Source organism: Lentzea albida (assembly GCF_900111005.1).
Classification (GTDB): domain Bacteria; phylum Actinomycetota; class Actinomycetes; order Mycobacteriales; family Pseudonocardiaceae; genus Lentzea; species Lentzea albida.
In genome coordinates, this window is sequence record NZ_FOFV01000001.1 from 59,966 (window position 1) to 85,543 (window position 25,578).

The 25,578-nt window shown below is 71.0% G+C and carries 30 protein-coding genes; 18 read left to right on the forward strand and 12 right to left on the reverse strand.

Annotation, left to right across the window (positions count from 1 at the left end; genetic code table 11):
• Positions 1–220 precede the first annotated feature (220 nt).
• The 9 genes from BMY74_RS00325 to BMY74_RS00365 all read left to right on the forward strand — a co-directional run bounded on the left by BMY74_RS00325 (position 221) and on the right by BMY74_RS00365 (position 6,746).
• Positions 221–961 carry a glycerophosphodiester phosphodiesterase family protein gene (locus BMY74_RS00325; protein ID WP_245785803.1) on the forward strand — a complete coding sequence of 247 codons (741 nt, stop codon included), beginning with the start codon at positions 221–223 and terminating at the stop codon, positions 959–961.
• Between the two features lie 28 nt (positions 962–989).
• Positions 990–1,925, forward strand: a complete 936-nt coding sequence (locus BMY74_RS00330) for a DUF5926 family protein (RefSeq protein ID WP_089907635.1) — start codon at positions 990–992, stop codon at positions 1,923–1,925.
• Between the two features lie 45 nt (positions 1,926–1,970).
• Positions 1,971–2,309 carry a DUF952 domain-containing protein gene (locus tag BMY74_RS00335; protein ID WP_089907638.1) on the forward strand — a complete coding sequence of 113 codons (339 nt, stop codon included), beginning with the start codon at positions 1,971–1,973 and terminating at the stop codon, positions 2,307–2,309.
• 89 nt (positions 2,310–2,398) lie between these two features.
• The gene (locus BMY74_RS00340; protein WP_281244950.1) at positions 2,399–2,920 is read left to right on the forward strand and encodes a SigE family RNA polymerase sigma factor; all 522 of its coding nucleotides are present in this window, start codon (positions 2,399–2,401) and stop codon (positions 2,918–2,920) included.
• Positions 2,921–2,922: 2 nt separating this feature from the next.
• A complete protein-coding gene (locus BMY74_RS00345; protein ID WP_089907645.1) occupies positions 2,923–3,699 on the forward strand; it encodes a hypothetical protein in 777 nt (258 codons plus the stop codon).
• A gap of 176 nt (positions 3,700–3,875) precedes the next feature.
• On the forward strand, positions 3,876–4,433 hold the full coding sequence (locus BMY74_RS00350; RefSeq protein ID WP_143091399.1) for a hypothetical protein: 558 nt from the start codon (positions 3,876–3,878) through the stop codon (positions 4,431–4,433).
• An 85-nt stretch (positions 4,434–4,518) separates the two neighbouring features.
• Positions 4,519–5,100: a hypothetical protein gene (locus tag BMY74_RS00355; RefSeq protein ID WP_089907651.1), complete on the forward strand. Its 582-nt coding sequence runs from the start codon at positions 4,519–4,521 to the stop codon at positions 5,098–5,100.
• Between the two features lie 105 nt (positions 5,101–5,205).
• Entirely contained in the window at positions 5,206–5,613 is a 408-nt protein-coding gene (locus tag BMY74_RS00360; protein WP_089907654.1) for a YciI family protein, read from the forward strand.
• Positions 5,614–5,615: 2 nt separating this feature from the next.
• Entirely contained in the window at positions 5,616–6,746 is a 1,131-nt protein-coding gene (locus BMY74_RS00365) for an RNA polymerase sigma factor (protein WP_089910184.1), read from the forward strand.
• 68 nt (positions 6,747–6,814) lie between these two features.
• Here the strand turns inward: BMY74_RS00365 and BMY74_RS00370 are convergent, their stop codons facing one another.
• The 4 genes from BMY74_RS00370 to BMY74_RS00385 form a co-directional block, all read right to left on the reverse strand.
• Complete coding sequence (locus BMY74_RS00370; RefSeq protein ID WP_089907657.1) at positions 6,815–7,375, reverse strand: ferritin; 561 nt, start codon at positions 7,373–7,375, stop codon at positions 6,815–6,817.
• A gap of 100 nt (positions 7,376–7,475) precedes the next feature.
• Complete coding sequence (locus BMY74_RS00375) at positions 7,476–8,663, reverse strand: arginine deiminase (protein WP_177229569.1); 1,188 nt, start codon at positions 8,661–8,663, stop codon at positions 7,476–7,478.
• Between the two features lie 147 nt (positions 8,664–8,810).
• Positions 8,811–9,509 carry a CPBP family intramembrane glutamic endopeptidase gene (locus BMY74_RS00380; RefSeq protein WP_089910190.1) on the reverse strand — a complete coding sequence of 233 codons (699 nt, stop codon included), beginning with the start codon at positions 9,507–9,509 and terminating at the stop codon, positions 8,811–8,813.
• Between the two features lie 90 nt (positions 9,510–9,599).
• Positions 9,600–10,364, reverse strand: coding sequence for a DUF2470 domain-containing protein (locus BMY74_RS00385; protein WP_089907660.1), 765 nt, complete (start codon positions 10,362–10,364; stop codon positions 9,600–9,602).
• An 87-nt stretch (positions 10,365–10,451) separates the two neighbouring features.
• Between BMY74_RS00385 and BMY74_RS00390 the strand changes: the two genes are divergently transcribed.
• Both BMY74_RS00390 and BMY74_RS00395 read left to right on the forward strand, forming a co-directional pair.
• Positions 10,452–10,916, forward strand: a complete 465-nt coding sequence (locus BMY74_RS00390) for a hypothetical protein (protein ID WP_245785805.1) — start codon at positions 10,452–10,454, stop codon at positions 10,914–10,916.
• Positions 10,913–11,371 carry a hypothetical protein gene (locus tag BMY74_RS00395; protein ID WP_089907663.1) on the forward strand — a complete coding sequence of 153 codons (459 nt, stop codon included), beginning with the start codon at positions 10,913–10,915 and terminating at the stop codon, positions 11,369–11,371. Before BMY74_RS00390 ends, BMY74_RS00395 begins: the two co-directional genes overlap by 4 nt.
• On the opposite strand, the gene BMY74_RS00400 is transcribed toward BMY74_RS00395, so the two are convergent.
• Together BMY74_RS00400 and BMY74_RS00405 are read right to left on the reverse strand one after the other, a co-directional pair.
• Positions 11,358–12,245, reverse strand: a complete 888-nt coding sequence (locus BMY74_RS00400; RefSeq protein ID WP_089907666.1) for an NAD-dependent epimerase/dehydratase family protein — start codon at positions 12,243–12,245, stop codon at positions 11,358–11,360. The genes BMY74_RS00395 and BMY74_RS00400 overlap by 14 nt on opposite strands.
• A 15-nt stretch (positions 12,246–12,260) precedes the next feature.
• Complete coding sequence (locus BMY74_RS00405) at positions 12,261–13,106, reverse strand: alpha/beta fold hydrolase (RefSeq protein WP_089907669.1); 846 nt, start codon at positions 13,104–13,106, stop codon at positions 12,261–12,263.
• A 74-nt stretch (positions 13,107–13,180) separates the two neighbouring features.
• Here BMY74_RS00405 and BMY74_RS00410 point away from each other — a divergent pair, with 74 nt between their 5' ends.
• Positions 13,181–13,630, forward strand: a complete 450-nt coding sequence (locus BMY74_RS00410; protein ID WP_218159489.1) for a MarR family winged helix-turn-helix transcriptional regulator — start codon at positions 13,181–13,183, stop codon at positions 13,628–13,630.
• Here the strand turns inward: BMY74_RS00410 and BMY74_RS00415 are convergent.
• Genes BMY74_RS00415 through BMY74_RS00430 form a run of 4 tightly spaced genes read right to left on the reverse strand, consistent with a single transcriptional unit; the run spans position 13,627 to position 17,421 of the window.
• Positions 13,627–14,769, reverse strand: a complete 1,143-nt coding sequence (locus BMY74_RS00415; RefSeq protein WP_089907675.1) for a VWA domain-containing protein — start codon at positions 14,767–14,769, stop codon at positions 13,627–13,629. The two genes, BMY74_RS00410 and BMY74_RS00415, sit on opposite strands and share 4 nt — an antisense overlap.
• Entirely contained in the window at positions 14,766–15,398 is a 633-nt protein-coding gene (locus BMY74_RS00420; RefSeq protein ID WP_089907678.1) for an IclR family transcriptional regulator, read from the reverse strand. Before BMY74_RS00420 ends, BMY74_RS00415 begins: the two co-directional genes overlap by 4 nt.
• Positions 15,398–16,561 carry a fumarylacetoacetate hydrolase family protein gene (locus BMY74_RS00425; RefSeq protein ID WP_089907681.1) on the reverse strand — a complete coding sequence of 388 codons (1,164 nt, stop codon included), beginning with the start codon at positions 16,559–16,561 and terminating at the stop codon, positions 15,398–15,400. The genes BMY74_RS00420 and BMY74_RS00425 overlap by 1 nt, the downstream gene beginning before the upstream one ends.
• Entirely contained in the window at positions 16,558–17,421 is an 864-nt protein-coding gene (locus BMY74_RS00430) for a hypothetical protein (protein ID WP_089907684.1), read from the reverse strand. The genes BMY74_RS00425 and BMY74_RS00430 overlap by 4 nt, the downstream gene beginning before the upstream one ends.
• Positions 17,422–17,491: 70 nt before the next feature.
• Here BMY74_RS00430 and BMY74_RS00435 point away from each other — a divergent pair, with 70 nt between their 5' ends.
• From BMY74_RS00435 to BMY74_RS00460, 6 genes are read left to right on the forward strand one after another with little or no spacing between them, the layout of a single operon-like run.
• Positions 17,492–18,664: a homogentisate 1,2-dioxygenase gene (locus tag BMY74_RS00435; protein ID WP_089907686.1), complete on the forward strand. Its 1,173-nt coding sequence runs from the start codon at positions 17,492–17,494 to the stop codon at positions 18,662–18,664.
• A 33-nt stretch (positions 18,665–18,697) separates the two neighbouring features.
• Positions 18,698–19,861 (forward strand): SWIM zinc finger family protein, encoded by a 1,164-nt coding sequence (locus tag BMY74_RS00440; protein WP_089907689.1) that lies wholly within the window; start codon positions 18,698–18,700, stop codon positions 19,859–19,861.
• Complete coding sequence (locus BMY74_RS00445; RefSeq protein ID WP_483867702.1) at positions 19,806–21,341, forward strand: DUF5691 domain-containing protein; 1,536 nt, start codon at positions 19,806–19,808, stop codon at positions 21,339–21,341. The genes BMY74_RS00440 and BMY74_RS00445 overlap by 56 nt, the downstream gene beginning before the upstream one ends.
• The gene (locus BMY74_RS00450; RefSeq protein ID WP_218159490.1) at positions 21,338–22,423 is read left to right on the forward strand and encodes an ATP-binding protein; all 1,086 of its coding nucleotides are present in this window, start codon (positions 21,338–21,340) and stop codon (positions 22,421–22,423) included. Before BMY74_RS00445 ends, BMY74_RS00450 begins: the two co-directional genes overlap by 4 nt.
• On the forward strand, positions 22,416–24,581 hold the full coding sequence (locus BMY74_RS00455) for a DUF5682 family protein (RefSeq protein ID WP_245785806.1): 2,166 nt from the start codon (positions 22,416–22,418) through the stop codon (positions 24,579–24,581). The genes BMY74_RS00450 and BMY74_RS00455 overlap by 8 nt, the downstream gene beginning before the upstream one ends.
• Before the next feature lie 20 nt (positions 24,582–24,601).
• The gene (locus BMY74_RS00460) at positions 24,602–24,997 is read left to right on the forward strand and encodes a hypothetical protein (protein WP_089907697.1); all 396 of its coding nucleotides are present in this window, start codon (positions 24,602–24,604) and stop codon (positions 24,995–24,997) included.
• A 161-nt stretch (positions 24,998–25,158) separates the two neighbouring features.
• Here BMY74_RS00460 and BMY74_RS46575 read toward each other — a convergent pair whose 3' ends face one another.
• Complete coding sequence (locus BMY74_RS46575) at positions 25,159–25,281, reverse strand: hypothetical protein (protein WP_281244926.1); 123 nt, start codon at positions 25,279–25,281, stop codon at positions 25,159–25,161.
• Positions 25,254–25,529, reverse strand: coding sequence for a cupin domain-containing protein (locus BMY74_RS00465; RefSeq protein ID WP_218159491.1), 276 nt, complete (start codon positions 25,527–25,529; stop codon positions 25,254–25,256). The genes BMY74_RS46575 and BMY74_RS00465 overlap by 28 nt, the downstream gene beginning before the upstream one ends.
• Positions 25,530–25,578 lie beyond the last annotated feature (49 nt).

A 25,578-nucleotide genomic window follows, 5' to 3' on the forward strand; every position in this document is an offset into this window, starting at 1 on the left:
CCACGTCCATTTGATTGATGACTCAAATTGTTGCGGAGACCGCTGTGCTGTGGCCGTCGGCGTTCGCCCCCTGATCCGATGTGCAGACGGGTGCATCGTGTGCCGGCCCCGCGTCCTCATATCGGGCATATGGGGGCGCGGGGCCGGTGCCGCGAGGCGCCCTGCTGAGCGCCGGATCAGGCGGTGAAGGTCGGCGGCCACAGCACTATGGTTCGGGGTTGTGCAGCTGCCCTCCATAGTCGCGCACCGCGGCGCGTCCACCGACCGTCCCGAACACACCATCGGGGCCTACGAACTCGCCCTGAAAGAGGGAGCCGACGGGCTGGAGTGCGACATCCGGCTGTCGAAGGACGGCGAGATCGTGTGTGTGCACGACCGCACGCTCGCACGCACGTCGAACGGCCGTGGCACGGTCAGTGCGCTCACGCTCGAAGAGCTGCGGAAGTTCGACTACGGCAGCTGGCACGGTCATCGCCAGCCGGCGGAGCTGCTCCTGCTCGACCAGTTGCTGGAGCTGGTCAAGGGCACGAACGTGCAGCTCTTCGTCGAGACCAAGCACCCGGTCCGCTACCGCAACGAGGTCGAGCGCAAGCTCGCGGAGGCGTTGAAGCGGCACGGCCTGACGAGCCAGATCGTGATGATGTCGTTCTCGGTGAGCGCGGTGAAGGCGTTCCGCGACCTCGCGCCGGACATCCGCACGGTGCTGCTGCTCGACCGGCTCGGCAGGCTCAGGCACGGTGCTCTGCCGCCGTTCGCCGACTACACCGGGCCGGGCGTGCACCTGCTGCGCAACGACCCCGGCTACGTCGATCGGGCGAGGCGCGCGGGCCACGAGACGTACGTGTGGACCGTGGACACCGCCGAGGACGTCGCCCTGTGCCGTGACCTGGGGGTCCGGTACCTCGCGACGAACGCCCCGGCGAACACCCGCCGCCTGCTGACGGCTAACTTGGCGACCTAGAACACGCCTGAGCACGAGGAGGGCCAAGGTGGCCAAGCGGACCGCGGTCAAGGACGCACCGAAGGACGGGATCAACCCGAAGCAGCCCTGCCCGTGCGGCTCCGGCAAGCGCTACAAGGCCTGCCACGGCGCGCCCGGCGGTGCCACCGACGTGATCGTGTCCCGGCCGTTCGAGGGTCTCGCCGCCGAGTGCGAGCTGATCGCGCTGCGCGAGTTCGTGCCTTCGGCGGTCGTGAAGCTGCCGGTCAAGGACGGGCGCGAGGTCACGCTGGCCACCGTGCTGCCGATGGCCGCCGCCGGCCTGATCCGCGGTGACGACGTGCCGTTCGTCGGCCTGCAGGTGCAGACGCGCTCCGGTGACATCAGCCGCGACCTGGCGCGGGCGCTGCGGTGGGCGCAGGAGGCGAAGACCGGCGACGTGCTGCCGGTCGTGGGTCCGGACAACGGGGAGAACCCCGGCCGCCTGCAGGACCTGATCGACGCCGACGCCGAGCTCACGCCCGTGCTGCACACCGACTTCATCTGGTGGATGCCCGAGGGCACCGAGCCGACCGGTGACGTCGCGCTGTCGCTGGAGCGCGCGAACGCCGCGATCCTGCCGACCGAGCGCGTCGACGCTCCCGGCGTGAAGGCCGCGTACTGGGTCGACGCGGGCGACAAGGCGCACCTGCGCTGGGTCCGTCCGGAGCCCGAGGAGAAGCTGCTGTCCGCGATGGCCCGCCTGGCCGCCCGCGGTGAGCTCGACCTCGGCGAGGGCTCGCGCTACGCCGGGTCGTTCCGCGCGCACGGCCTGCTTGTCCCCGTCTGGGACCTCGACCGCGAGATGCACGCCCGCGAGTGGGCGGAGCCGGCCGAGGCGCTGGGCAAGCGCCTGCTGGAGGCCCTCGCCTCCGACGAGCCGCTGACCGACGCCGAGCGCCGCGCCCGCGAGGGCCTGCGGGGACGCCAGATCACCCTGCGCTAGTCCGCGGAGTTGTCCACAAGGTTGTGCACAGGGAGCTGTGGATAAGTGCTGCTGCACATCATCACCGAGGCCGACTGGGCAGCCGCCCGGTCGGCCGGCTCCATCGTCCCCGCCGGGGGTGAGGAGTTCGTGCACTGCTCCGACCGCGGGGTCGTGCACGTGACGGCGGGCAAGTTCTTCCGCGGGCAGAGCGGGCTGCTGCTGCTCGTGATCGACCCGAAGCTGCTCGGCGTGCCGGTCCGGTGGGAGGCCGTGCCGGACTCGCCGCTGTGGTTCCCGCACGTCTACGGCCCGATCCCGGTCGCCGCGGTGGTCGAGGAGCACGAGTTCCCCGCCGGGCCCGACGGTTCGTTCGTCCTGCCGGAAGCCGTTGCCGTTCTGTGATCTAGTAGGGCAACCGTTCGGCGCGCTCAGGCGTGAACCCCTCGTAGCCAGTTCGCTGCTTGGGGGAGGAGCGTGTCGTGACGGCGGTGCTGCAGCTGGGGACAGCCGCCGAACGTGGTGGGGAAAGAGCGGAAGCCGTGGGGGATTTCGCTGAGTTCGTACGCATGTCCATGCCCGGACTGCTGCGGTACGGCCATGCGCTGACCGGGAACCCGCACGACTCCGCCGACCTCGTGCAGGCCGTGCTGGAGAAGGTCGGTTCGCGCTGGGACACCGTGCGGCGCAAGGGGGACGACCCGCTCGCGTACGTGCGGCGGGCGATGGCGAACACGCACATCAGCATCTGGCGCCGGCGTCGCCGCGAGAGCCTCGTGGCCGACTTCCCGGACAGCGGGGCCGTGGCTCCGGAGTTGAGCAGGCTCGAGAACGAACCTCTCTGGCAGGCGTTGCGCGAACTGCCGCCGCGGCAGCGCGCCGTGATCGTCCTGCGCTACTACGAGAACCTCTCCGAGGCCGAGATCGCGCACGCGCTCGGGATCTCGTGCGGCACGGTGAAGAGCCAGACCAGCAAGGCGATGGCGAGCCTCCGAACACGCCTGGGGAAGGAGTGACCGTGGACGACCTCGACGACGACCTGCGCAGGCTCTTCAACGACGATCGGCTAGACGTCCACTCCGAGCCGGCCGCGGTCGACGCGGTGCTCAGCGGTGCCCGGCGCCGGCGCAGGCGGCGCACCGCCGTCACCGGAGCCGTCGCCGTGGTGGCCCTGGTCGGTGCCGGGGTGGGGCTGACCAGGCTGGACTCGCTGAGGTCGGAGGACACGACCGGCGCGATGCTGACGACGTCGGTCTCGTCGCCGCCTCCGCTCGTGCCGTCGACCAGCACGTACGTGTCGACGGTGACCAAGACGGTCAACGCACCGCCTCCGGGGAACGGCGAGGGCCCCGGCGAACCGACCTCGAACCGGTCGTCGTCCCCGCCGCCACCGGAGCCGGCGCCCGGCAGGTACGGGACGCTCGCGCTGGGCATGTCCGAGGCCGAGGCGCTGGAGACCGGTTCGCTGATCGAGCCGACCACCCCGGTGGACGCGGACAAGCGGTGCAAGACCTACGCGACGAAGTCGGTGCCCGACGCCGATGCCGTGATCGTCTCGTCGGCCAAGGGGATCGTGCGGATCACGATGCCGAGCTACGCCAAGACGCCGAAGAACATCGGCGCGGGTTCGGCGGTGTCCGAGGTGAAAGCCGCCTACGCCAATGCCGAGCAAACTGGGTCCGGTGTGACCGTGAAAATGGCCGCGTCCCCTCCTTGGTTCTATTACTTCGAGAGTGACGGGACAACGGTCACGACCGTTCATCTCCGCTTGACGGGCGGAGACTGCTCTTCCTGATCAATGATCGCGCCAGGTCCCGCCGTGCTTCGAGTGCGGCGGGTGCTTGGCATATGCGCTGCTCAGAGCCGGTTCGACGATTCTTGTTGTGACTTTTTCGTGACGAACCGCATGCAACCACCGGCCGGGGACGACGTCTTCATTGGTGTCTCGAAACGAATTTCTGGGGGAAGAAAATGAAGCGCTCCGCCGCCCTCGTCGCCATTGCTGTCGCATTTGGTATTTCCGCGTGCACGTCCACTCCCGCGCCTGAGCAGAACGCCGCTCCCGGCACGGGCCAGGAGTCGGCGCCGACTGTCCCGGTGGTGACGGAGGTCGTGACCGCGACGGTGACCAACCCGCCACAGGCGCAGGACGCGGCCGACGACCGCCTCGGCTACGGCGCTCTCAAGCTCGGCATGACGCTGGACGAGGTGCGGGCGGCCGGCCTGACCGACCTGACCTGGGACAGCGACGGCGACGGTCTCTGCGTGGGTGACGACAAGGCCGCCATCTCGAAGAAGCACGGCGTCGTCCGCATCACCTTGCCCAAGGACGCCAGGACGTCGAAGGGGATCGGTGTCGGCTCGTCCCACGCCGAGGTGATGGCGGCCTACCCGGACGCCTCCGAGTACCGCGCGGGCTGGTCCGCGAACATCGGCGACATGGCCTCCTACGCGTTCATCGGCCACGACGAGGTCACCGACGTCAAGATGCGCGCGAGCAGCGCCGACTGCGCCGAGTTCCTGCTCTGAGCCTCACCAAGCCACCGTGCCCGCCCCGCTGGGGGTGGAGCGGGCACGGAACCCGCACGACCACGACATCCCTGGGGGACAGGAAATGAACCGCTCGCTCGCCTTCGTCACCATCGCCGCCGCGCTCGGCCTGGCCGCGTGCACGGCCACGCCCGCACCGGACACCACCCCTGCACCGACCTCGTCCACCGCCACGAGCGCGCCGCCGCACGCGGTGGTCACCCAGGTCGTGACCGAGACCGTCACCAAGCCGGTCGCCCCGCCCGCCCAGCCGGTGATCGGCTCGTTCGGCTACGGCGACCTGAAGCTCGGGCTGACGCTGCAGCAGGCGCTCGGCACCAAGCTCCTCGGCCCGGACATCTCCGGCGAGACGCAGGGAGCCTGCACCCTCCACGAGATCACCGGGACCGGCGGGAAGGTCTTCGTCTCGAAGGCGAAGGGCGTCTCGTCGATCTTCTTCACGGCGGCCATGGCGTCCGACGGCGTGGGCGAGGGCGCGACCGAGCAGAAGCTGAAGGCCGGGTACACCACCCTGAAGGCCGGCCCCGGCACCTCCTACACCGCGGTCGCCGACGGCAACGCGAACGCCTACTTCCAGTTCGCCCTGGCCGACGACAAGGTCACCAACGCCGTCCTCAACCTCAACGGCCAGGACTGCCACAGCTGACCGAAAAGATCTCCGCCACCGATGTCGAGATCCGCGTTGCGGCTCCGTCCCCGAGGTGGAAGGCGGCCAGGATGGGTCGCATCAGCACAGAGGGAGACATCAGAGATGGCGAAGTACCTGCTGCTCAAGCACTACCGCGGCGCCCCCGAGCCGGTGAACAACGTCATGATGGACCAGTGGTCCCAGGACGAGATCACCGCGCACATCAAGTACATGAACGACTTCGCGGACCGGCTGCGGGCCAGCGGTGAGTTCGTCGACGAGCGGGCGCTCGCGCAGGAGGGCACGTGGGTCCGCTACGACGGTGAGGGCCGGCCGCCGGTGACCGACGGCCCGTTCGCGGAGACGAAGGACCTCATCGCCGGTTGGATGATCATCGACACCGACACCTACGAGCGCGCGCTCGAGCTCGCGGGAGAGCTGTCGGCGGCGCCCGGCAAGGACGGCAAGCCGATCCACGAGTGGCTGGAGCTCCGCCCGCTCTACGGCACCGCTCCGACGATCACGGAGTGATCGTGGACGAGGCGCTGCTCAGGAGCCTCACGCCGGCCGTGCTCGGCATCCTCGTCCGCCGCGGAGCAGACTTCGCGGCGGCCGAGGACGCCGTGCAGGACGCGTTGGTCGAGGCGGTCCGCGTGTGGCCGGACGACCCGCCGCGCGACCCGAAGGGCTGGCTCGTCACGGCGGCCTGGCGGAAGTTCCTCGACGCGACGAGGGCGGAGACCGCACGGCGCCGGCGGGAGGACCTCGTCGACGCCGAACCCGAGCAGGGCCCGGCGCAGGACGCCGACGACACGTTGCAGCTCTACTTCCTGTGCGCGCACCCGTCGTTGACGCCGTCGTCGGCGGTCGCGCTCACGCTCCGGGCCGTCGGCGGCCTGACCACCCGCCAGATCGCCCAGGCCTACCTGGTGCCGGAGGCCACGATGGCCCAGCGCATCAGCCGGGCGAAGAAGACGGTCGGCGCCGTGCGGTTCGACCGGCCCGGCGACGTGGCGACCGTGCTGCGGGTGCTCTACCTCGTCTTCAACGAGGGCTACTCGGGCGACGTCGACCTGGCCGCCGAGGCCATCCGGCTCACTCGGCAGCTCGCGGCCGCGATCGACCACCCCGAGGTCGCGGGCCTGCTCGCGCTCATGCTCCTGCACCACGCCCGCCGCGCCTCCCGGACGGAGAACGGCAGGCTGGTGCCGCTCGCCGAGCAGGACCGCTCCCGGTGGGACACGACGTTGATCGCGGAGGGCGTCGAGGTCCTGCAGGCGGCGCTCGCGCGGGACCGGCTGGGACAGTTCCAGGCGCAGGCGGCCATCGCGGCGCTGCACGCGGACGCGCCCACGGCCGAGGAGACCGACTGGGTGCAGATCGTGGAGTGGTACGACGAGCTGCTCGAAATCACCGACAGCCCCGTCGTCCGGCTCAACCGCGCGGTGGCCGTGGGCGAGGCCGACGGACCGCGCGCGGGCCTCAAAGCATTGGCGGAACTGGACGATTCATTGCCCCGCTACTCGGCGGTGTCGGCATACCTCCACGAACGCGACGGCGACCGGCGAACGGCCGCGCGGCTCTACGTCGAGGCGGCGGAGAAAGCGTCGAACCTCGCCGAGCGGGAATACCTCACCCGTCAGGCGGCCCGGCTCAACAACTGAAAAGGCCCGCCACCCGAACGGGTAAGGCGGGCCTTTGTGATCAGGCACTCAACCGTGCGAAGAAAAACTCAGAGCGCGCCGCCCGCGGCGGTCGGGGCGCTGGTGTCGGCACCCTCGTCGCCCACGTTCTCGCGGGTGAGGAACGTCTCCACGTAGAACATGTTGCCGTCGGCGCGGTCCATGATCGTGAGCAGCGTCTTCATCGAGGAGACCTCCTCGACCTGCTCCTTGAGGAACCACTGCATGAACTGCTCGCCGATGTAGTCGGACTCCTCGCGGGCGGCCTTCGCGAGCGCCACGATCTGGTCGGTGACCTGCTGCTCCTGGCTCAGGGCCAGGGCGACGAGGTCACGCGGGGACTTGAACTCGTTCAGCGGCGTCTCGACACCGGGAATCACGACCGGGATGTCGTTGTCCATGAGGAACTGCACGATCATCATGGCGTGGTTGCGCTCTTCGAGAGCCTGCTTGTAGAAGTGCGACGCGAGGCGCGGGAGGTCCTCGTTGTCGAACCACACGGCGAGCGCGATGTACTGCTGCGAAGCGGAGAACTCGTTGCCGACCTGAGCCTGCAGGAGCTCGTGGAAGTTCGACTTTCCGGACAGGATCTTCTTCACGTTCGAGGCCATGAGGAGTACGTTAACCCAAAACGGTGATTCCCGCATTCGAGGAAAAGCTAACCTTTGTTTGGAAAGGTGAACCAAACAAAGGTTAGGCGTTCCTAACGATCTACACCAATGGCGCGCGGTCGATCGGGCACGACATGCACCGGGGTCCGCCGCGGCCGGAACCCAGTTCGGAACCGGCGATGCGCAGCACCTCGACTCCCTGGTCCTCCAGGCGCGCGTTCGTCTCGACGTTGCGCTCGTACGCGACGACGAGTCCGGGCGCCACGGCGAGGGTGTTGTTGCCGTCGTCCCACTGCTCGCGTTCCGCGGTGACGACGTCGAGGCCCGTGTCGATCACCCGCAGCCGTTCGATGCCCATCGCCTCGGCCGCCGCCTCCAGGAACGGCACGGGGCCGTCCACGCGCACGCCGCCGTCACCGTCGGACCGCAGCGGGTAGGCCGTCAGCGAGTCGCTGATCGCCGGGTACATCACCACGGCGTCGCGGTCGACCATCGTGCAGACGGTGTCGAGGTGCATCGTGGCGCGTTCCTGCTTGATCGGCACCGCCAGCACCGTGTGCGCGAGGCCGTCCGCCAGCGCCGACCGCGCGAACGACTCCGCGCCCGCCGGGGTGGTGCGCTCGCCGACGCCGATGGCGATGACGCCCGGCGCGAGCAGCAGCACGTCGCCGCCCTCCAGCGGTGCCGAGTGCGCGCCGTACGCGCGGCCCGTGCGGCGGAACCGCGGGTGGTAGGCGTAGATCAGGTCCGTGAGCGTCGTCTCCCGGTCACGGGCGGGCAGCGCCAACGACGTGATGGCCACTCGGTCGCCGACCCACACCGACGAGTCGCGGGTGAAGAGCAGGTTCGGCAGCGGGTCGACGGCGAAGTCGATCGGCAGGTGCATCTTGCGCACGAGCGACGCGCCCTCGGCGGCCGGCAGCTCCTCGAACGTCATGCCGGTCATCAGCACCTGCGCGAGCTGCGGCGCGGGCAGCGAGGTGAGGTGGCTGCGCAGCGCGTCGGCCAGGTCGATGCCGAGGCGGCGCTCGTTGACGGCGCTGTGGATGCCGGCGATGCGCGCGCGGTTGTCCTCCAGCGCCTGCACCAGCACGTCGGCCAGCAGCAGGACCTCGACGCCCTTGGAGGTCAGCGTCGCGGCGAACGCGTCGTGCTCCTCCTGGGCCCTGCCGACCCACGGCACGCCGTCGAACAGCAGCTGGTCGTTGTTGCGCGGGGTGAGCCTCTTGAGCTCGTTGCCCGGCCGGTGCAGCAGCACCGTGCGCAAGGGGCCGACCTCGCTGTCCACGCGAGGCGCGGCGTCCGGAAGTGCTTCGGTCTCAGCGATCGTGTGCGCAGTCACCGGTCGAGCGTAACCCTGAACAGCACAAATCGCCGCTCGTGAGCTTCAACAGGCAACGAATCGTGTGTGAATCTGGAGCTGAGCAACGATTTATTAGGGCAACCAGCTGACTTTGCCACGCAACATTGCGTAGCCGACGAACGCGACGACGTCGAGGATCGTGTGCGCGATGACCAACGGCCACAACCGCTTGGTGCGCTGCCAGTAGAAGCCGAAGACCAGGCCCATCACCAGGTTGCCGACGAACCCGCCGAAGCCCTGGTAGAGGTGGTACGACCCGCGCAGCACGGCTGCCGCGAACAGTGCCGTGTACTGCCGCCACCCGAGCTGCTGAAGCCGCGTGATCAGGTACCCGACGACGAGCACCTCCTCCGCCCACGCGTTGCCCGCGGCGGCGAGGATCAACGCGACGCTCATCCACCACTGGTCGTCCAGGGTGGACGGTTGGACGGCGAGGTTCAGCCCCAGCGCCCAGGCGGCGAAGTAGAACGCGAGCCCGGGGATGCCGATGATCGCCGCCAGGCCCAGCGCCCCCAGTGAGTCCGCGAGCTTGCGCGTGCCGTCCAGCCCGATGACCCGCAGTTTGATCCCGGTGCGCCACAACAGGTACAGCCCGATGCCACCCCACGCGGCGAGCTGCAGCACGCCCAGCAGCTGCGCGACCAGGTCCAGCAGGTCGGCACGCGCCTGCGGGACGTTGATCGCGACGGACTGCTGGTTGAGCGGCGTCGGCTGCAGGAGGCTGTCGATCAGCCGCACGAGGCTGCGCAGGCCGGACAGCCCGAGCGTCATGCTGAAGACGATCAGCAGTTCGAGCTGGTAACCGCGCTTCTCTTCGGCGGGGATCAAGGTCACGCGGCTGACGCTACCTGCAGTTCCCGATCACCTCTGGGACAGGAACGGGCACCCCATCAACCGGCGGAGCTCGGCGGCGAGTTCCTGCGGGGTGCTGACCGGCTTGGAGAACGCGATCCGCACGTCGTGGTCGTCGCACTCGGCCTCGACCCGCAGCCGCAGTCCGAACCGGTCGAGCCCGAGCGGCCGCACGTGGCCGTCGCGCAGCTCCTCCGGCAGGTGGCGGGCGAGCTGGCCGACGACGTCGCGGTGCGCGGCCTCCAGGTGCCGCAGCCAGTGGTCCTCGTTGCCGCAGAACGGATCCGGTGCCGCGCTCGCGAACTGCTCCGGCCTGATCGACGACGTGCCCTCGGCGTCCGCGATCACCATCGACGCGGGCGTGAGCCGCAGCACCGAGGCGCCGTGACCCACGTCGAGCAGCCGGTGGTCGGGCCGCACGTCGGCGACGGCGAGGACCTCCTCGCGCGCCTCCCGGTCGTCGAGCGCCGTGACCCAGCCGGTCAGCCACAGCAGGCCGCGGACGGGTTCGCGCAACGCGATCGGGGCCTGGTCGGCGATCTCCAGCATCGCCGTCACCTCGGAGCGCGGGGTCTGCCAGAGCTGCCCGACCAGCGGGTGCTCGTCGGCCAGCAGGAGGATCGTGGTGCCGCAGGGATGCACGTGGTGGAACAACGGGCTCGTGCGGGAACCGGACTGAGGAAGCAGTGCGGCGGAGCCGTGGCGGGCCGCGATCGTGCGGGCGCGTTCCGCCGCGTGCGGCGCCGGCGGGCGCCTGGTCTGGGTGTCGGTCACCGCTGCACCTCCTCGAAGGTTAGGCAAGCCTAACTTAGCCGCGCTCGGGAAGGGAAGCACCAGAAACTTCACCTGTACGGTGGACAGGTGGTCGTGCCCAACAAGCCGTCCACCGAGGTGACGGCGCTCGACGATCGGTGGACCCGGCACTGCGTCGACCGGGCGAGCAGGCGTGCCCTGGTGTGGACGATCGCCGCCGGCGCGGCCTTCGCGCTCCAGTTCGTGCTGGTCCTGGTGTGGTCGTGGTCCTCGCCGGTGGCCCTCGTGCTCCTCTTCTTCGCCGCCGCGGTCCTGTGGGTGGTCACCCGTAGGCGTCCTGTGCGTTTACCTGAAGGTGAACCGTGGCATTTCGCTCATGTGCAGTGGGAGGGAGGGCGTCTGGTCGTGCTGTCGCAACCGCCTCTGTTGCTGACCTTGAGCGTCGGTCCGCTGCTGCGCGGACGGATCGCACGTCACAAGCGCGTGTGGTTCGTGCCGCCGGACGCGGCCGGGAACACCGTCGTGACGTTCCGCGGTGTGCCGCGGCTGATCCGGGCGCGCGTGGCCCGATGACGACGATGATCGAGAACTGGAGCGACACCTGCCTCGCGCGGGCGGACCGCCGCGCCGTCGGCCACATCCTGTTCGCCCTCGCCGTGCTCGGCGTCGTGCTGCTGATCGGCTGGATCTGGCTGACCGTCCTGTCGGTGCCGGTGGTGCTCGAACTGGCCGCGCCGGGGCTGCGGCACTTCTTCCAGCGCAGCGGCACCGTCGAACTGGTCGAGCGGTTCCCGTGGCGGCCGGTGTCGGTGAGCTTCGTGGCGGGCAGGCGCATCGGCCGGCAGGCGTACCTGCGGGTCGCCGACTCGGAGAACAACCTGCGCCTGCCCGAACTCCCCGAACGGGCGCGCGTGCTCGTCCGGCACACCGGCCGGATCTGGATCGCCGGGCCGGACGAACGCGGGCGGGTCGTGGCGATGACGCGCGGTCTCGCGTTCCTCACCCGAGGCCGGGTCATCGACCGCTAGCGCGCCAGGCCTCGTGGTGCCGCTGCGGTGCGTCGGTGAACGAGACGTGCCTCGGCCGCCAGCCGAGCAGCCGGTGGGCCTTGGCGCTCGACACGAGCTCGTCCTGGTCCGCGGCCACCTGCATGATCCCGCCCGCCTCCGCGGGCTCCAGCCGGATCTCACCGGTGAAACCCGCCGCCCGCACGGCGACCCGTTGCACGTCCAACGCGGCCAGGCGCTGGTCGTCCGCGATCACGAACACCTCCCCGGCGGGCTCGCGGTCGAGGACGCGGACGTAGGCGTCGGCCAGGTCGTCGACGTGCACCCAGCTCCACCGCTTCGCGATGTCGCCGTAGAACACCGGAGTGCCTTCTTCGGCGGCGGCGAACCACTGCGCGGTCATGGACGTGGTGGCCGGGCCGCCGTACAGGAAACCGGGTCGCACCACCGTGTGCGCGAGCCCGCTCGCGGCGAGCTCGGCCTCCAGCGCGAACCGGAACCCGATCGGGCTCTCCGGGTTGCCCGGCGTGTTCTCGTCCATGAGCGCCACACCCGTGCGGCCGTAGGAGGAGATGCCGGTCGTGTAGACGAGGTGGCGTCGTCGGCCGTCCCGCCTCTCGGCCTCGGAGATCTCGGCGAACAACGTGCGGTCGGTGCCCATGGGGTCGTTGAGGTCCATGACGAGGTGCACCACGGCGTCGGTGCCGTCCAGGTGCTCGCGCCACGTGTCCGGCTTCGCGAGATCGCCCCGCACGGGGGTGACCTCGTCGACGACCAGGTCCGCCGCGGTCGCCGGATCGCGGGTGAGGCCGAGGACGGTGTGGCCGGCGCGGGCGAGGGCGGCGGAGACGCGGCGCCCCGCGTAGCCGGTGGCGCCGGTGACGAGGATCTGCATGGTGTGGCTCCGTGATCAGGCTGCGAAGAAGCGGGTCAGCACTTCAGCGGTGGCGTGCGGGTTGTCGGCGGCGAAGGTGTGGGCGGCGTCGGGGACCAGTTCGGCGCGGACGTCGGTGGCGGCCTCGCGGGCGCCGTTCAGCAACACGTCCTGAGGCAGGCCGTGGTCGCCGTTCAGCACGAGCACCGGGACCTCGACCTTGGCTCCAGCGCGCGCGTTGCGGCCGTCCTCCAGCACCGTGGCGTAGTGCTCGAACCCGCCGCGCATGCCGCCGGGCCTGGTGAGGGTGCGCAGCAGGTCGGAGTGGTCGGCTTCGGTGATGCCGCCGCGGATCATCTGCCCGTAGAACCAGGACAGGTACTGCTCCTCGCGGCCTTCGACGAGCTTCGCCGCGAACTCGCTCTGCGCGTGGAACCCGAAGTGCCACAGGCCCGACAGGTGCTCCTCCAGGCCGAAGCCGGGCAGGAAGCACTCGCTGAGCACCATCCTGGTCACGTCCCGCGGGTACCGCTGGGCCCAGGCGTGGACGGTCATCGTGCCGACGTCGGTGCCGAGCACGAACGCGCTGTCGTGCCCGAGGTGGTGGATCAGCTGGTGCAGGTCGTCCGCCTCGTCCTGCTTGGTCCAGTGGCCGTCGGGGATCGACGAGTCGCCCGAGCCGCGCAGGTCCGGCGCGACGACCCGGAAGCCCTGTGCCGCGAGCAGCGGCAGCAGTGCGCGGAACTCGATCCAGCTGAACGGCCACCCGTGCACCAGCACGACCAGCGGCCCTTCTCCGCCGATCACGTGGTGCAGCCTGATGCCGTTGACCTCGGCATACGCGTGTTCGAACCCCTCGGGTGCAGGAGCTGGGGTCGTCATCGGAACCCTCCTTAGCTTGCTTGCTTAAGCAAGGAATACCCGCTATTGCTTGGTTAGGCAAGTAACCTGTGAGCGTGACCGCACTCGCTCCGCTGTCGTCCGACGAAACGCAGCTCTGGCAGAGCCTCGGCCGGTTGGTGCACTCGTTGCCCCGCGTGCTGGAGGACGACATGTCCCGCACCGGCGTGACGATGACCGAGTTCGCCGTGCTGCTGCTGCTGAGCGAGGCGCCCGGCCGCCGGCTGCGGATGTCGGCTCTCGCCGCGCAGGCGGGGCTCACCGCGTCCCGGATCACCAGGGTGGTCGACGGGCTCGGCAAGCACGGTCTCGTGCAGAAGGAACGCCACGGCGAGGACGCGCGCGGCAACGACGCGATCCTCACCGACGAGGGGCTGCGGGTGATGCGCGCGGCCCAGCCCGCTCACCTCGCCAGCGCGCGGAATCGGGTGCTGGACAAGATCCCGGCCGAGCTGCTGCCGGACCTGGCGAGGACCATCACGGCCCTCGCCGACGCACTCGCCTAACGCCCCGTCGCGATGCCCTCGGACTCGGCCCACTGCGTGAGGTCGTCCTTGCGCAGCGCGGCAGCCATCAGCTCGGGGAACTTGTCCGGCGTGCAGGCGAACGCGGGCGCGCCCAGGGCGGAGAGCTTCGCGGCCAGTTCGTGGTCGTAGGCGGGTGTGCCGGAGTCGCTGAGCGCCAGCAGGTTCACGACCGTGACGCCGCTCGCGACCAGTTCGCGCACCCGGCGTTGCAGCTCGGTCTCCGAGCCGCCCTCGTAGAGGTCGCTGATGATCACGACGACCGTGTCGGTGGGCCGGCGGACGAGCGTCTGCGCGTAGGCGACCGCGCGGTTGATGTCCGTGCCACCGCCGAGCTGGGCGCTGAACAGCAGGTCGACCGGGTCGCTGAGCTGGTCGGTCAGGTCCGCGACCTCGGTGTCGAACACGACGAGCTTCGTCGAGATCGACCGGATGCTCGCGAGCGCCGAACCCAGGACGGCCGCGTGCACCAGGGACTCGGCCATCGAACCCGACTGGTCGACCAGCAGGACCACGTCCCGCATCGCCGCGGCCCGGCTGCGCCTGCGGTGGCCGATCAGGTCCTCGACGATCACGGTCTTGTGCTGCGGCTGGTAGTTCTTGAGGTTCGCGCGGATCGTGGTCGCCCAGTCGACGTCGGGCAGTTGCGGGCGGCGGGTGCGCTTCGACCTGTCGACGGCACCGCGCACGGCCTCGACCAACCGGTCCTGCAGGCGTCGCTCGATGTCCTCGACCACCTTGCGCACCACGGCTTTCGCGGTGTCGCGGGTGCGCGCGGGAATCGCCCTCGACAGTTGCAGCAGGGTGCTGACGAGGTTCACGTCCGGCTCGACCGACTGCAGCAGCTCGGGTTCGAGCAGCAACTGCTTCAGGCCGAGCTTCTCGACCGCGTCCCGTTGCATGACCTGCACGACGGACGTGGGGAAGTACTTGCGGACGTCGCCGAGCCAGCGGTGCAGCTGCGGGGAGCTGGCGCCGAGGCCGGCACCGCGGTCGCCACCGCCTCCGTAGAGGCCCGTGAGCGCGCCATCACGCCGTTGGTCGTCCTCGTCGAGATCGGACACGTCCTCCGCGCTCGGGCCCAGGAGCAGCCGCCAGCGCCGCAGTCGTTCATCGCTCATCGGAGAGCTGCCGCCACTTCTTCGGCCGCACGCACGACGTGAGGGCCGACGATGTCCGCGTCGAGCTTCTCCAGTGCCACCACACCAACGGACGCCCTGAGGCCGGGAACGCCGCGCACAGGTGCCGCGACGCCGTACGCGTTGGGCTGCAGCTCGCCGGCCGAGACGACCCACGGCTCGTTCGGGTGCGAGATGGCCCTGCCGGCCGCCCCGCGGTGCACCGGGTGGCGCGAACCCACCCGGTACGCCACGTGGAAAGCCGTCCACGACGGTTCGACGACGGCGACGGCCTGGGCCTCGCTGCCGTCCGCGACGGTGAGGTGCGCGGTGGCGCCGACCTTCTCCGCGAGCTCGCGCAGCGCCGGGTTGGCCGCCATGCGCAGCTGCGGCAGGACGTTGGAGGCGAGGCGCAGCACGCCCAGGCCGAGCCGGACCTTCGACCCCTCCCGGCGCACGAGACCGCGCGCCTGCAAGGGAACGAGAAGGCGGTACACCGCTGCCCTGGACGCGCCGATGGCCACGGCGAGTTCCGAGATCGACGGTGCCTCGGACTCCGCCTCAGCGACAGCCTGGAGGAGCGCCAGACCCCGTTCCAGGGTCAGCGAACTCTCCTTCGTCGCTCCGACCATCACGCACTCCGAACTGTGCCCACCACCTCGGCGAGACCGACCACGGAGCCGCCTTCACCGGGAGCCGTCGCGGTCAGCCTGACCGTGTCGCCGTCCTCCAGGAAGGACCTCGTGGAGCCGTCGTCGAGCTTGAACGGTTCCTTGCCGCCCCAGCTGAGCTCGAGGAACGAGCCGCGCTCGTCCTTCTCCGGTCCCGAGACCGTGCCGGAGGCGAACAGATCACCTGGGCGCACCGTAGCCCCGTTCACCGTCATGTGGGCCAGCTGTTGCACAAATGACCACGACATCTCCCGGAACGGAGGCCGCGCGACGATCGTGTCGTTCAGCTCCACCGTGATCGTGATGTCGAGGCCCCACGGCTGGTCGCACGTCAGGTAGTCGTGCAGCTTGTTCGGCAGCGGCGGAGTGGGCACCCGTGCAACTGAGAACGCCTCCAGCGGCGTGATCCACGCGCCGATCGACGTCGCGAACGACTTGGCGAGGAACGGGCCGAGCGGCTGGTACTCCCACGCCTGGATGTCGCGCGCGGACCAGTCGTTGACCAGCGCGACGCCGAAGACGTGCTCGGCGGCCCTGCTCGTGGACACGTTCGCCGCCCGCGGACCGCCGCAGACGAAGCCGACCTCGGCCTCGATGTCGAGGCGCTCGGACGGGCCGAACTTCGGGCCCTCGCTGCCGCGCTTCTGGCCGTTGGGGCGCTTGATGTCGGTGCCCGAGACGTACACCGTGCCGGCGCGGCCGTGGTAGCCGATCGGCAGGTGCGTCCAGTTCGGCGTGAGCGCGTCGCCGTCGGGGCGGAACATCCGGCCGACGTTCTCGGCGTGGTGCCTGCTCGAGTAGAAGTCCACGTAGTCGCCGACCGTGAACGGCAGTTTCGCGGTCTCGATGCCGACGAGCTCGGCGCCCTTGGGGGCGGAGCTCGACTGGACGATCTCGCGCAGCTTGGCCCGCAGCACGCTCCAGATCGGCCGACCGGCCGCCAGCAGCGGGTCCAGCGAGTCGCCCTGGACGAACTCGCTGCACTTGCCCAGCGCGAGGCTCTTCAGGAGCAGCGCCTGGTCGCCGACGCGGACGGCCACGCCCCCGTCGACGACGCCGTAGGGCAGGGTCTGCGGTCCGAACGGCTGGTCCTCGGTGAAGTTCGGGTCGCTGATCCAGCTCACAGCAGTCCAAGCCCCTCGAGGTCGGCGACAGGTTCGGAGAGCGAGCACGAGCCGTAGCTCGCGAACACGCCGCGGACGGCGTGCGCGGCCTGGTCGCTGAGCGCCTTCGCTTCGGCGGTGAGAGCCTCGGCGTCGGTGCTCGCGAGCGCCTCGCGGACGTCGCGGCCGCTCAGGGACCGCGCGGTGGCCACGAGGAGGTTCAGGAAGCCGTGGTGGGTGAAGCCCTGCTCGTCGGTGTAGCGGACGGCCTTGTGCAGGCCCGCCGTCGCCTTGAACGCGACGCCGCCGCCGCTGACGACGGACAGGAAGTCGGCGACCTCCTCGACGCTCGGGAAGTTCTCCTGGGAGAGCCCGCCGCAGCGCAGCTTGGGCCAGCTGCCGTGCTCGATGACCCGGCGGACGCCGTCGAGCCACTCGGCTCCACCGCGGCGCGGTTCCACGACGCGGATGACGTCCTCGGGGACGAACTCCGACACGCGTTCGAGCCACACCTCGTCCACATCGGACGGTGCGGGCATCTCGACCATGCGCAGCGCCAGGAGCTCACTGCGGCTCTCGACGATGGACACGGCCTTGGGGACACCGCCGAGACCCGTGTCGATCACGAGGCTCAGGGCGATCGGCTTCGGTGGCTTGACCTTGATGAGTTCGGTGATCAGTTCGGCGAGACGGGAGGCCGGACACAGGAAGAGACCCATGACGCCGGACCACTCGCCGACTCGTCCGTCGAGGTGGCCGCGCACCGCGTCGGGCATCGACGCGCTCCCCGGAGGGAACAGCGCGGCATCGTCCACAAGCCTCGCGAGCAGGGGCGGAGTACCGCGCGGACCGGGCGCACGGAGTTCGACAGCGCTTGACACGGCTGACACGCTAGCCGTGTACCGCCAACTGAACAAAGATGTCCGATAGTCGAACGCCCTCGGAGACGTCATGGCCCACTACCGCCAGGTCGGGGAGATCCCCCGAAAGCGCCACACCCAGTTCCGCAAACCGGACGGTGGGCTCTACGCGGAAGAGCTCATGGGGGTCGAGGGCTTCTCGGCCGATTCGGCCCTGCTCTACCACCGGTACCTGCCCACCGCGATCGTCAACGCGGAGACCGTGAAGGACGAGCGCGGGACCGCGTCGCCGAACCTGCCGCTGAAGCCGAGGGCGTTCAAGACGCAGGACCTGACCTGGGCCTCCGACGAGGTCGACGCCGTCACCGGGCGCCGCAAGCTGTTCGCCAACCCGGACGTGACCATCGGTTTCGTGGTGGCCACGGTGCCATCGCCGTTGTACCGCAACGCTTTCGGTGACGAGCTGCTGTACGTGCAGACCGGTTCCGGCGTGATCGAGACGATCTACGGGGCACTGGAGGTGGCGGACGGCGACTACGTCGTGATCCCGACCTCGTGCACGTACCGGGTCGTGCCGTCGTCGCCGATGTCGTTGCTGGTGCTGGAGGCGACCGGGCACGTCGGGCCGCCCAAGCGCTACCTGTCGAAGGCCGGCCAGTTCCTGGAGCACTCGCCGTACTGCGAGCGCGACATCCGCGGTCCGGTGGAGCCGTTGCTGGTCGAGGGGACCGACGTCGACGTGCTCGTGCGGCACCGGGCGGGGCTCACTCGTTTCACCTACGCGAACCACCCGTTCGACGTCGTCGGCTGGGACGGCCACCTGTACCCGTGGGCGTTCAACATCCGCGACTTCGAGCCGATCACGGGCCGCGTGCACCAGCCGCCGCCCGTGCACCAGACGTTCGAGGGCCCGAACTTCGTCGTGTGCTCGTTCGTGCCGCGCAAGGTCGACTACCACCCGCTGGCCGTGCCGGTGCCGTACAACCACGCGAACGTCGACTCGGACGAGCTGATGTTCTACGTCGGCGGCAACTACGAGGCGCGCAAGGGCTCGGGCATCGGCATCGGTTCGCTGTCGCTGCACCCGTCCGGCTGCACGCACGGCCCGCAGCCGGGAGCGGTCGAGGCGTCGCTCGGCATCGACTACTTCGACGAGACCGCGGTCATGGTGGACACGTTCCGCCCCTTGGAGTTGGGCGAGGCCGCGGAGGCCTGTGAGGACCCGGCGTACGCGTGGACGTGGGCCCGTCGCGGTCCGGCCTGATTTTCTGTCGGAGGTCCTCGCTACTTTGGTCTCGTGAGGACACGAGCCGTTCCGACGCGCTGGCAGGGCCTGGGCAAGGCCCTGCCGGTGCTGTGGGGCCTCTACACGGGCTCCGGCTCCATGCCGTACCGCGTGTGCGTCGACCTGGCCGCGGGCTCGGCCAAGTGCACGTGCCCGTCCCGCAAGTTCCCCTGCAAGCACGCCGTGAGCCTGCAGGAGCTCGACCTCCCGGACGCCTCGCCGCCCGAGTGGGTCGCGGAGTGGACCCAGCGCCGGGCGGCCCGTGAGCTCGACTCGTCACCGGAGGCCGTCGCCCGTCGCCTGCGCGCCCGCGAGAAGACGGCGGCCAACCGCGCCTCGGCGATGTCCGCTGGCCTCGACGGCCTGCGCGACTGGCTGCTCGACGTGGCCTCCGCCGGCATCGCCTCCCTGCCGGGCCGCCCGGCGTCCTGGTGGCAGGCCTTCACCGCGCGCATGATCGACGCCCAGGTCCCCGGCGTCGCCGCCGCGGTGGCCGAGATCCAGGAGATCGTGGCGAGGTCGGGCCCGCGCTGGACCGCCGACGTGGCCGACCGCCTCGGCGGCCTGCACCTCCTGTGCTTCGTGCAACCGCGCTACCGCCTCGGCGTCACGATCCCGGAGGAGACGGTCCGCGCCACCCCGGGCATCTCCGACCGCTGGGTGGCCCTGCTGCGCCTGGAGACCGACGACGGCCGCGTCCGCACGGTCCGCCAGTGGTGCTGGGGCCGTCAGACCGGCCGCTGGGTCGTGGCCATCCGCCACTCCGCCGTCGGTGCCCCCGTCCCGCTCCTCCCGCACGGCCTGGAGTCCTCGGCCCTGGTCCACCCGTACCCCGCCTCGGACAGGGTCGCCCTGGGCGAGCTGGAGGGCTCGAAGGCCCCGGACCCGGTGCCCGCCCCGCCGTCGTGGCGGCTCGCCCTGGCGGCGCTGGAGCCGATGCTGGTGGCCGATCCGTGGCAACGCCTCTTCCCCCTCGGCTGCGCCTCCGTGCGGTTGCACGGCGGTGCTTTGGTCGACGGCTCGGGCCATGGCCTGCCGGTCCGCGACGACACGGGGCTGGACATGGCGCTCGCGCTGACCGGCGGCGTGCCGTTCGACGCGTGGGGCCTGTGGGACGGCCATGCGCTGCGGCTCGGCGCGGTGTCGGTCGACGGCACCCTGGAGGTGGTCGCGTGAGTGCGCTGCTCGTCGTGCCACTTCGTCTCCACGGCTTCCAGGAGGCGGCGTGAAGGCCGACTGGTCCCAGACCGTCCAGAACCTCCTCATCGGCACCACCAGAGGCGGTGGTGACCCCACAGCCCTGTTGTCGGACTGCGCGGCCCTGGGCGTGGCCGCGTTCGGCGCCACCCTCCCGCAGGAGGCGCAGGCCGACCCGCTCCCACCGGCCCCACCCGAGCCCGCCGAGTTCCCCCGACCGGCCGCCAAGGCCATCCTCGAGGCGATCATGAGCCTCGACGACGAGGTCCTGCTCACCGAGTGGTGCGCCCTGGCCAAGGCCGGCAACGTCGTCGCCGAGCACCGCATGCTGCCCGCCCTGCTCGCCCTCGGCACCGCCCGGCCCGGACTCAGGGCGGCGGTCGTCGAGGTCCTCGGGACGCGGGGCCGCTGGCTCGCGAACACCCGCCCCGGCTGGTCCTGGGCCAGCGGCGCCACGCCGCTGGTGGACGAGGTGCCGCTCGAAGAGGTCCTCGACCTGCCCAGCGCCCAGCGCGTCCGCGCGTTGCGCCGCAAGCGCAAGGCGAACCCGGTCGAGGTCGGGGCGTTCATCGCGCGCGAGTTCCAGGAGTCGCGCCGGTCCGCCGATCGCCAGGTGCTGGTCAGCGCCCTCGAGACCGGCCTCAACCTGCAGGACGAGCGGCTCCTGGAGTCGGCGCTCGACGACAAGGCGGCGGGTGTCCACGACGAGGCGCTGAGACTGCTCAGGCACCTCGGGCGCACGCGGCTCGCCGCCCGTGCGGCACACCGGTTGCGGCACGGGCTGCGGCTGACCGCGGACGGGCTCGACATCAGGCCGGACGAGCTGTGGACCGGGCCGGCCGAGGCCGCTGAGCAGCGCGACCTCATGCGCGACGGGTCCGAGAAGGGCATCGCCGGACGCATCCGGGCGGCGGCCGCGAGCGTGCCGCCGTCGTACTGGACCTCGACGCTCAAGGCCGACGACGAGAAGGCCGCCGGCATCCTCCGGCGGGGGCCGTGGGCCGCGGCGCTGCTGCGGGGTGTCGCCGACCAGCTCTCCGCGGCGAAGGACCCGCGCCCGTGGGCCGTCGCGGCCGCCGAGACGCTGACCGGCATGGAGCAGCTGGAGATGCTGGCGGCGCTGCCCGCCAAGGTCGCCGAGCTGGCGGTCGTGGCGGTGTCGAAGAACTGGCACTACGACCTCCTCGACCACGCGTGTGCCCAGCTGCCGGCGCCGTGGTCGCCCGAGACCACGCGCGCGCTGATGCACCGGTACGCCGCGTTGCCCGACCCGCGCTGGCGGGCGGGACGTCCGCCGTCCGTGCTGCTGGCGAGGGGTGACGCGGACCTGCTCGGGGAGAGCTGGGAGGCTCTGACCCGCCGCTGGCCGGAGAACTCGCTGGAGCTGGAGGTCCTCCGCCTCCGCATCCGCCTGCGCGAATCGTTCGCACCACCGCAACCGCCCCAGGAGGCACAGTGACCGCCGTGCTCAGGCCGACGGCCGAACAGCAGTACGCCGCCGAGCTTGAGGCCGTCGCGGCCCAGGACGACCGGCAGCGGCCGCCGAACTGGCGCCTGTCCCCGCAGGCCGTCGTCACCTACGTGCTGGGCGGCACGCTGCCCGACGGCACCGTGATCACGCCGAAGTACGTGGGCGCGCGGCGGCTCGTCGAGGTCGCGGTCGGCACCCTGGTGACGGACAGGGCGCTGTTGCTCGTCGGTGTGCCGGGCACGGCAAAGTCGTGGCTGTCGGAGCACCTCGCGGCGGCGATCAGCGGCGACTCGACGCTGGTGGTCCAGGGCACGGCCGGCACGAGCGAGGACCAGGTCCGCTACGGCTGGAACTACGCCCGCCTGATCGCCGAGGGCCCGAGCGAGAACGCGCTGGTGGCGAGCCCGGTCATGCGCGGCATGCAGCAGGGCGCGGTGGTGCGGGTCGAAGAGCTGACGCGCATGCCGTCCGAGGTGCAGGACTCGTTCATCACGGTGCTGAGCGAGAAGTCGCTGCCGGTGCCGGAGCTCAACACGCAGGTCCAGGCCGTGCCGGGCTTCACCGTCATCGCCACGGCCAACGACCGCGACCGCGGCGTCAACCAGATGTCGTCGGCGCTCGCGCGGCGCTTCAACACCGTCGTGCTGCCGCCGCCCGCGACCGAGGACGCCGAGGTCGAGATCGTCATCACCCGCGCCCAGCAGCTCGGCAAGGCGTTGCAGTTGCCCGCCGAACCGCCCGCGCTCGACGAGGTCCGCCGGGTCGTGCGGATCTTCCGCGAACTGCGCAACGGCTCCACCGTGGACGGTCGCACGCAGCTGAAGAAGCCGAGCGGCAGCCTGTCCACGGCGGAGGCGATCTCGGTCATCGCGAACGGCATGGCGCTCGCCGGCCACTTCGGCGACGGCACGCTCGGCGCCGACGAGCTTGCGAGCGGCCTGATCGGCTCGGTGGTCAAGGACAGGGTGTCCGACGCGACGGTGTGGCAGGAGTACCTGGAGACGGTGCTGAAGGAGCGCTCCGAGTGGCGTGACCTCTACCGCGCCTGCCTGGACGCCAGCGGTGACTGAGCCGGTCCTGCTGGGCATCCGGCACCACGGGCCGGGCTCGGCGCGGATGGTCAAGCGGGCGCTCGAACAAGTTCGACCGGCGTTGATCCTCATCGAGGGGCCGCCGGAGGCCGACGCGCTGCTCGACCACGTCCACGCCCTCACACCGCCGGTCGCGATCCTGCTGCACGACGAGACCGAACCGGAGAACGCCGCCTTCTGGCCGTTCGCCGAGTTCTCCCCGGAGTGGCAGGCGCTCAGGTACGCCGACGAGAACGGCGCCACGGCACGGTTCTTCGACCTGCCGGCGGCGGCGTCGATCGGGGACGACGGCCCGAGCGGCACCGTCGACCCCATCGGCCTGCTGGCCGAGGCCGCGGGCTTCGACGATCCGGAGCGCTGGTGGGAGGACGTCGTCGAGCACAGCGCGTCCGACCCGCTCGACCTCGCGGACGCGATCGCCGAGGCCATGGTCGCCGTGCGCAAGGAGTTCGAGCACGAAGTAGGCGAACGCACTCTGCGCAGGGAAGCGTTCATGCGCCAGACGATCCGCAAGGCGCGCAAGGAGACCGACGGCCCGATAGTCGTCGTCTGCGGCGCGTGGCACGTGCCGGCACTGCTGGCCAAACCGACGGTCGCCAGCGACACGGCGTTGCTGAAGGGCCTGCGGCGCCGCAAGATCTCCGGCACGTGGGTGCCGTGGAGCCACGGCCAGCTCGCGGCCGAGTCGGGCTACGGCGCCGGTGTCGACTCGCCGGGCTGGTACGCGCACCTCTGGCAGCACCAGGCCGACGTCGTCCCGCGCTGGTTCGCGAAGGCCGCGGCCGTGCTGCGCGAGGAGGACCTGCCGGCCTCGACCGCGAGCGCGGTGGAGGCCGTCCGCCTCGCGGAAACCCTTGCGGCACTGCGAGAACGCCCGTCAGCGGGCTTGAGCGAGGTCAACGAGGCCGCGCTGGCCGTCCTCTGCGGCGGCGAGGAGATCCACCTCCGGCTCGTCCACCGCAAGCTCGTCGTGGGGGAGCGGCTCGGCGAGGTGGGCGAGGCCGTCCCGCGCTCCCCGCTGGCCGCGGACCTCCAGCGCCTGCAACGGAAGCTCCGCCTCCCCGCGGACGTCCAGCCGAAGCAGCTCAAGCTGGACCTCCGCAAGGACAACGACCGAGAACGCTCGAAACTGCTGCAACGACTGGAAGTCCTCGGCGTCCCGTGGGGGAGGCAGGACCGGTCCAACTCCATCGGCACCTTCGCCGAGGTGTGGCAGCTGCGCTGGGACCCGGTCTTCGCGGTGTCCGTCGCCGTGGCCGCCCGTCACGGCACCACCGTCCACACGGCCGCCGAGACCGTCCTGGTCCAGGCCGCCGCGGACGCCCAGCGGGTCGCCGACGCCGCCGCGACCCTCACCAGGGCGGTCGGCTGCGAGCTGCCGAAGGCCGTGACCGCGGCCCGCAACGCCCTCGACCGCTGCGCCGCGATGGCCACCGACGCCCTCGAACTGCTCGCCGCCCTGCCCGACCTGGCGAGGACGGTCCGCTACGGCTCGGTCCGCGGCACCGACCCGGAACTGCTGCGCGTCGCCCTGCACGGCCTGCTCACCCGCGGCGCGGTCGGCCTCCCGCTGGCCTGCCGCAACGTCGACGACGACACCGCCGAACACGCGCTGCAGGTCGTCGACGGAGCCCACGAGGCCACCCGCCTGGCCGCCGACGACGACCACCAGAGGACGTGGTGGCGAGCCCTGCACGCCCTGGTCAAGGCGGAGGCGCACGGCCTTCCGACCGGCAGGGCGACCCGCCTGCTCTGGGAAGCGGGGGAGCTGACCAGCGACGACGTGGCCGCGCGCCTGCACAGGAGCGTCGCGACGGCGTTCGTGGCGGGCTTCCTGAGGGGCAGCGCGACGCTCCTGGCCGCCGACCCGCGCCTCTTCGGCCTGATCGACGAGTGGCTGAGCGGCCTGCGCGGCGAGGCGTTCGACGACGCCCTGCCCCTGCTCCGCCGCGCCGTCACGGACTTCACCCCGGCCGAACGACGCCTGCTCGGCGAACGGGTCGTCGCGGGCGAGACCCCGCAGCCCGCCGCCGGCGACGAGTGGGACCTGGAGATCGCCGAACGCCTCGCCGCGCACGTCCGCGGCCTGCTGGCGGGAGTTTCGAGGCCGCCGGATGCGGTGATCCCAGAGGCGTGAGCGCACCAGGAGAAGACCGCGTGACCGTGCCGGACGAAGAGCGCCCCGTCGAGCCGGTGGAGGACCGTGACGTCCTGCCGGACGGGGAGCGACCCGTGTCGGTGGACGAGGAGTCCGCCAGCGCCGTGGACGAGCAGCCCGGCGCACCGGACGGGGAGGCTGCCGTCCTGCCGGACGGGACCGCCGGGTCCGGTGCGGGAGGTGTCGGAGCAAGCGGCTCCGCGGCACCGGCCGGCGTGTCACCGGCCGAGCGGTCCACCGAACCACCCGGCGACCTCACGCCGCCCGACGAGCACCGCCTCGACGAGTCCCAACAGCTCATCGACGAGGCGAAGAAGATCGCCCACGACCTCCGCGAAGAGGTCCCGGACACCGCACCCGAGCCTCCGCGCGAAGAGGGCTCACCGGCGAACTGACGCGCACCGGCCCGCAGTCGACCGGCTGCGGGCCGCGGTGCGTGCGAGGGGCCACCCGCGGGACGTGCGGCCCTCAGTCCCGTCCGCGCATCCGCAGGACGAGCGCGACCGCCTCCTCCGCGTTCCTGAGCTATCTCAGGACCTGCCGTGCCGCGTGACCGCTAGAGCGACCAGGGCGGCGTGATCGTCCGCCCGTCGGCCAGCGTGCCCCTGATCCCCACCGACGTGGCCACCAGCACCCGCGCCGGCCCGCCGGTCAGCGACAGCTCGGTGTCCGGCGGCACGACGATCGCGTCGCCGGCGCCGGCCGTCTGCCCTGGATCGTCACCGACCCGGACAGCACGTAGAACACCTCCTCCTTCGACGCGCGGTGCGGCGTGCCGTCGCCCCCTTCCGGCACGTCCACGGTCCACAGCGCGATCTCCGCGCTGCCACGCGACGGCACGGCCAGGGAGCGGAACTCGAAACCGCCGAACTCGTGCAGCCGGGCGGAATCCCCCGTGATCAGCAAGACGACCTCCAAAGTAGTCAACTGGGTTGTCTAACCTTAGAATAAGGTCAACCAGGTTGTCTACCTTGGA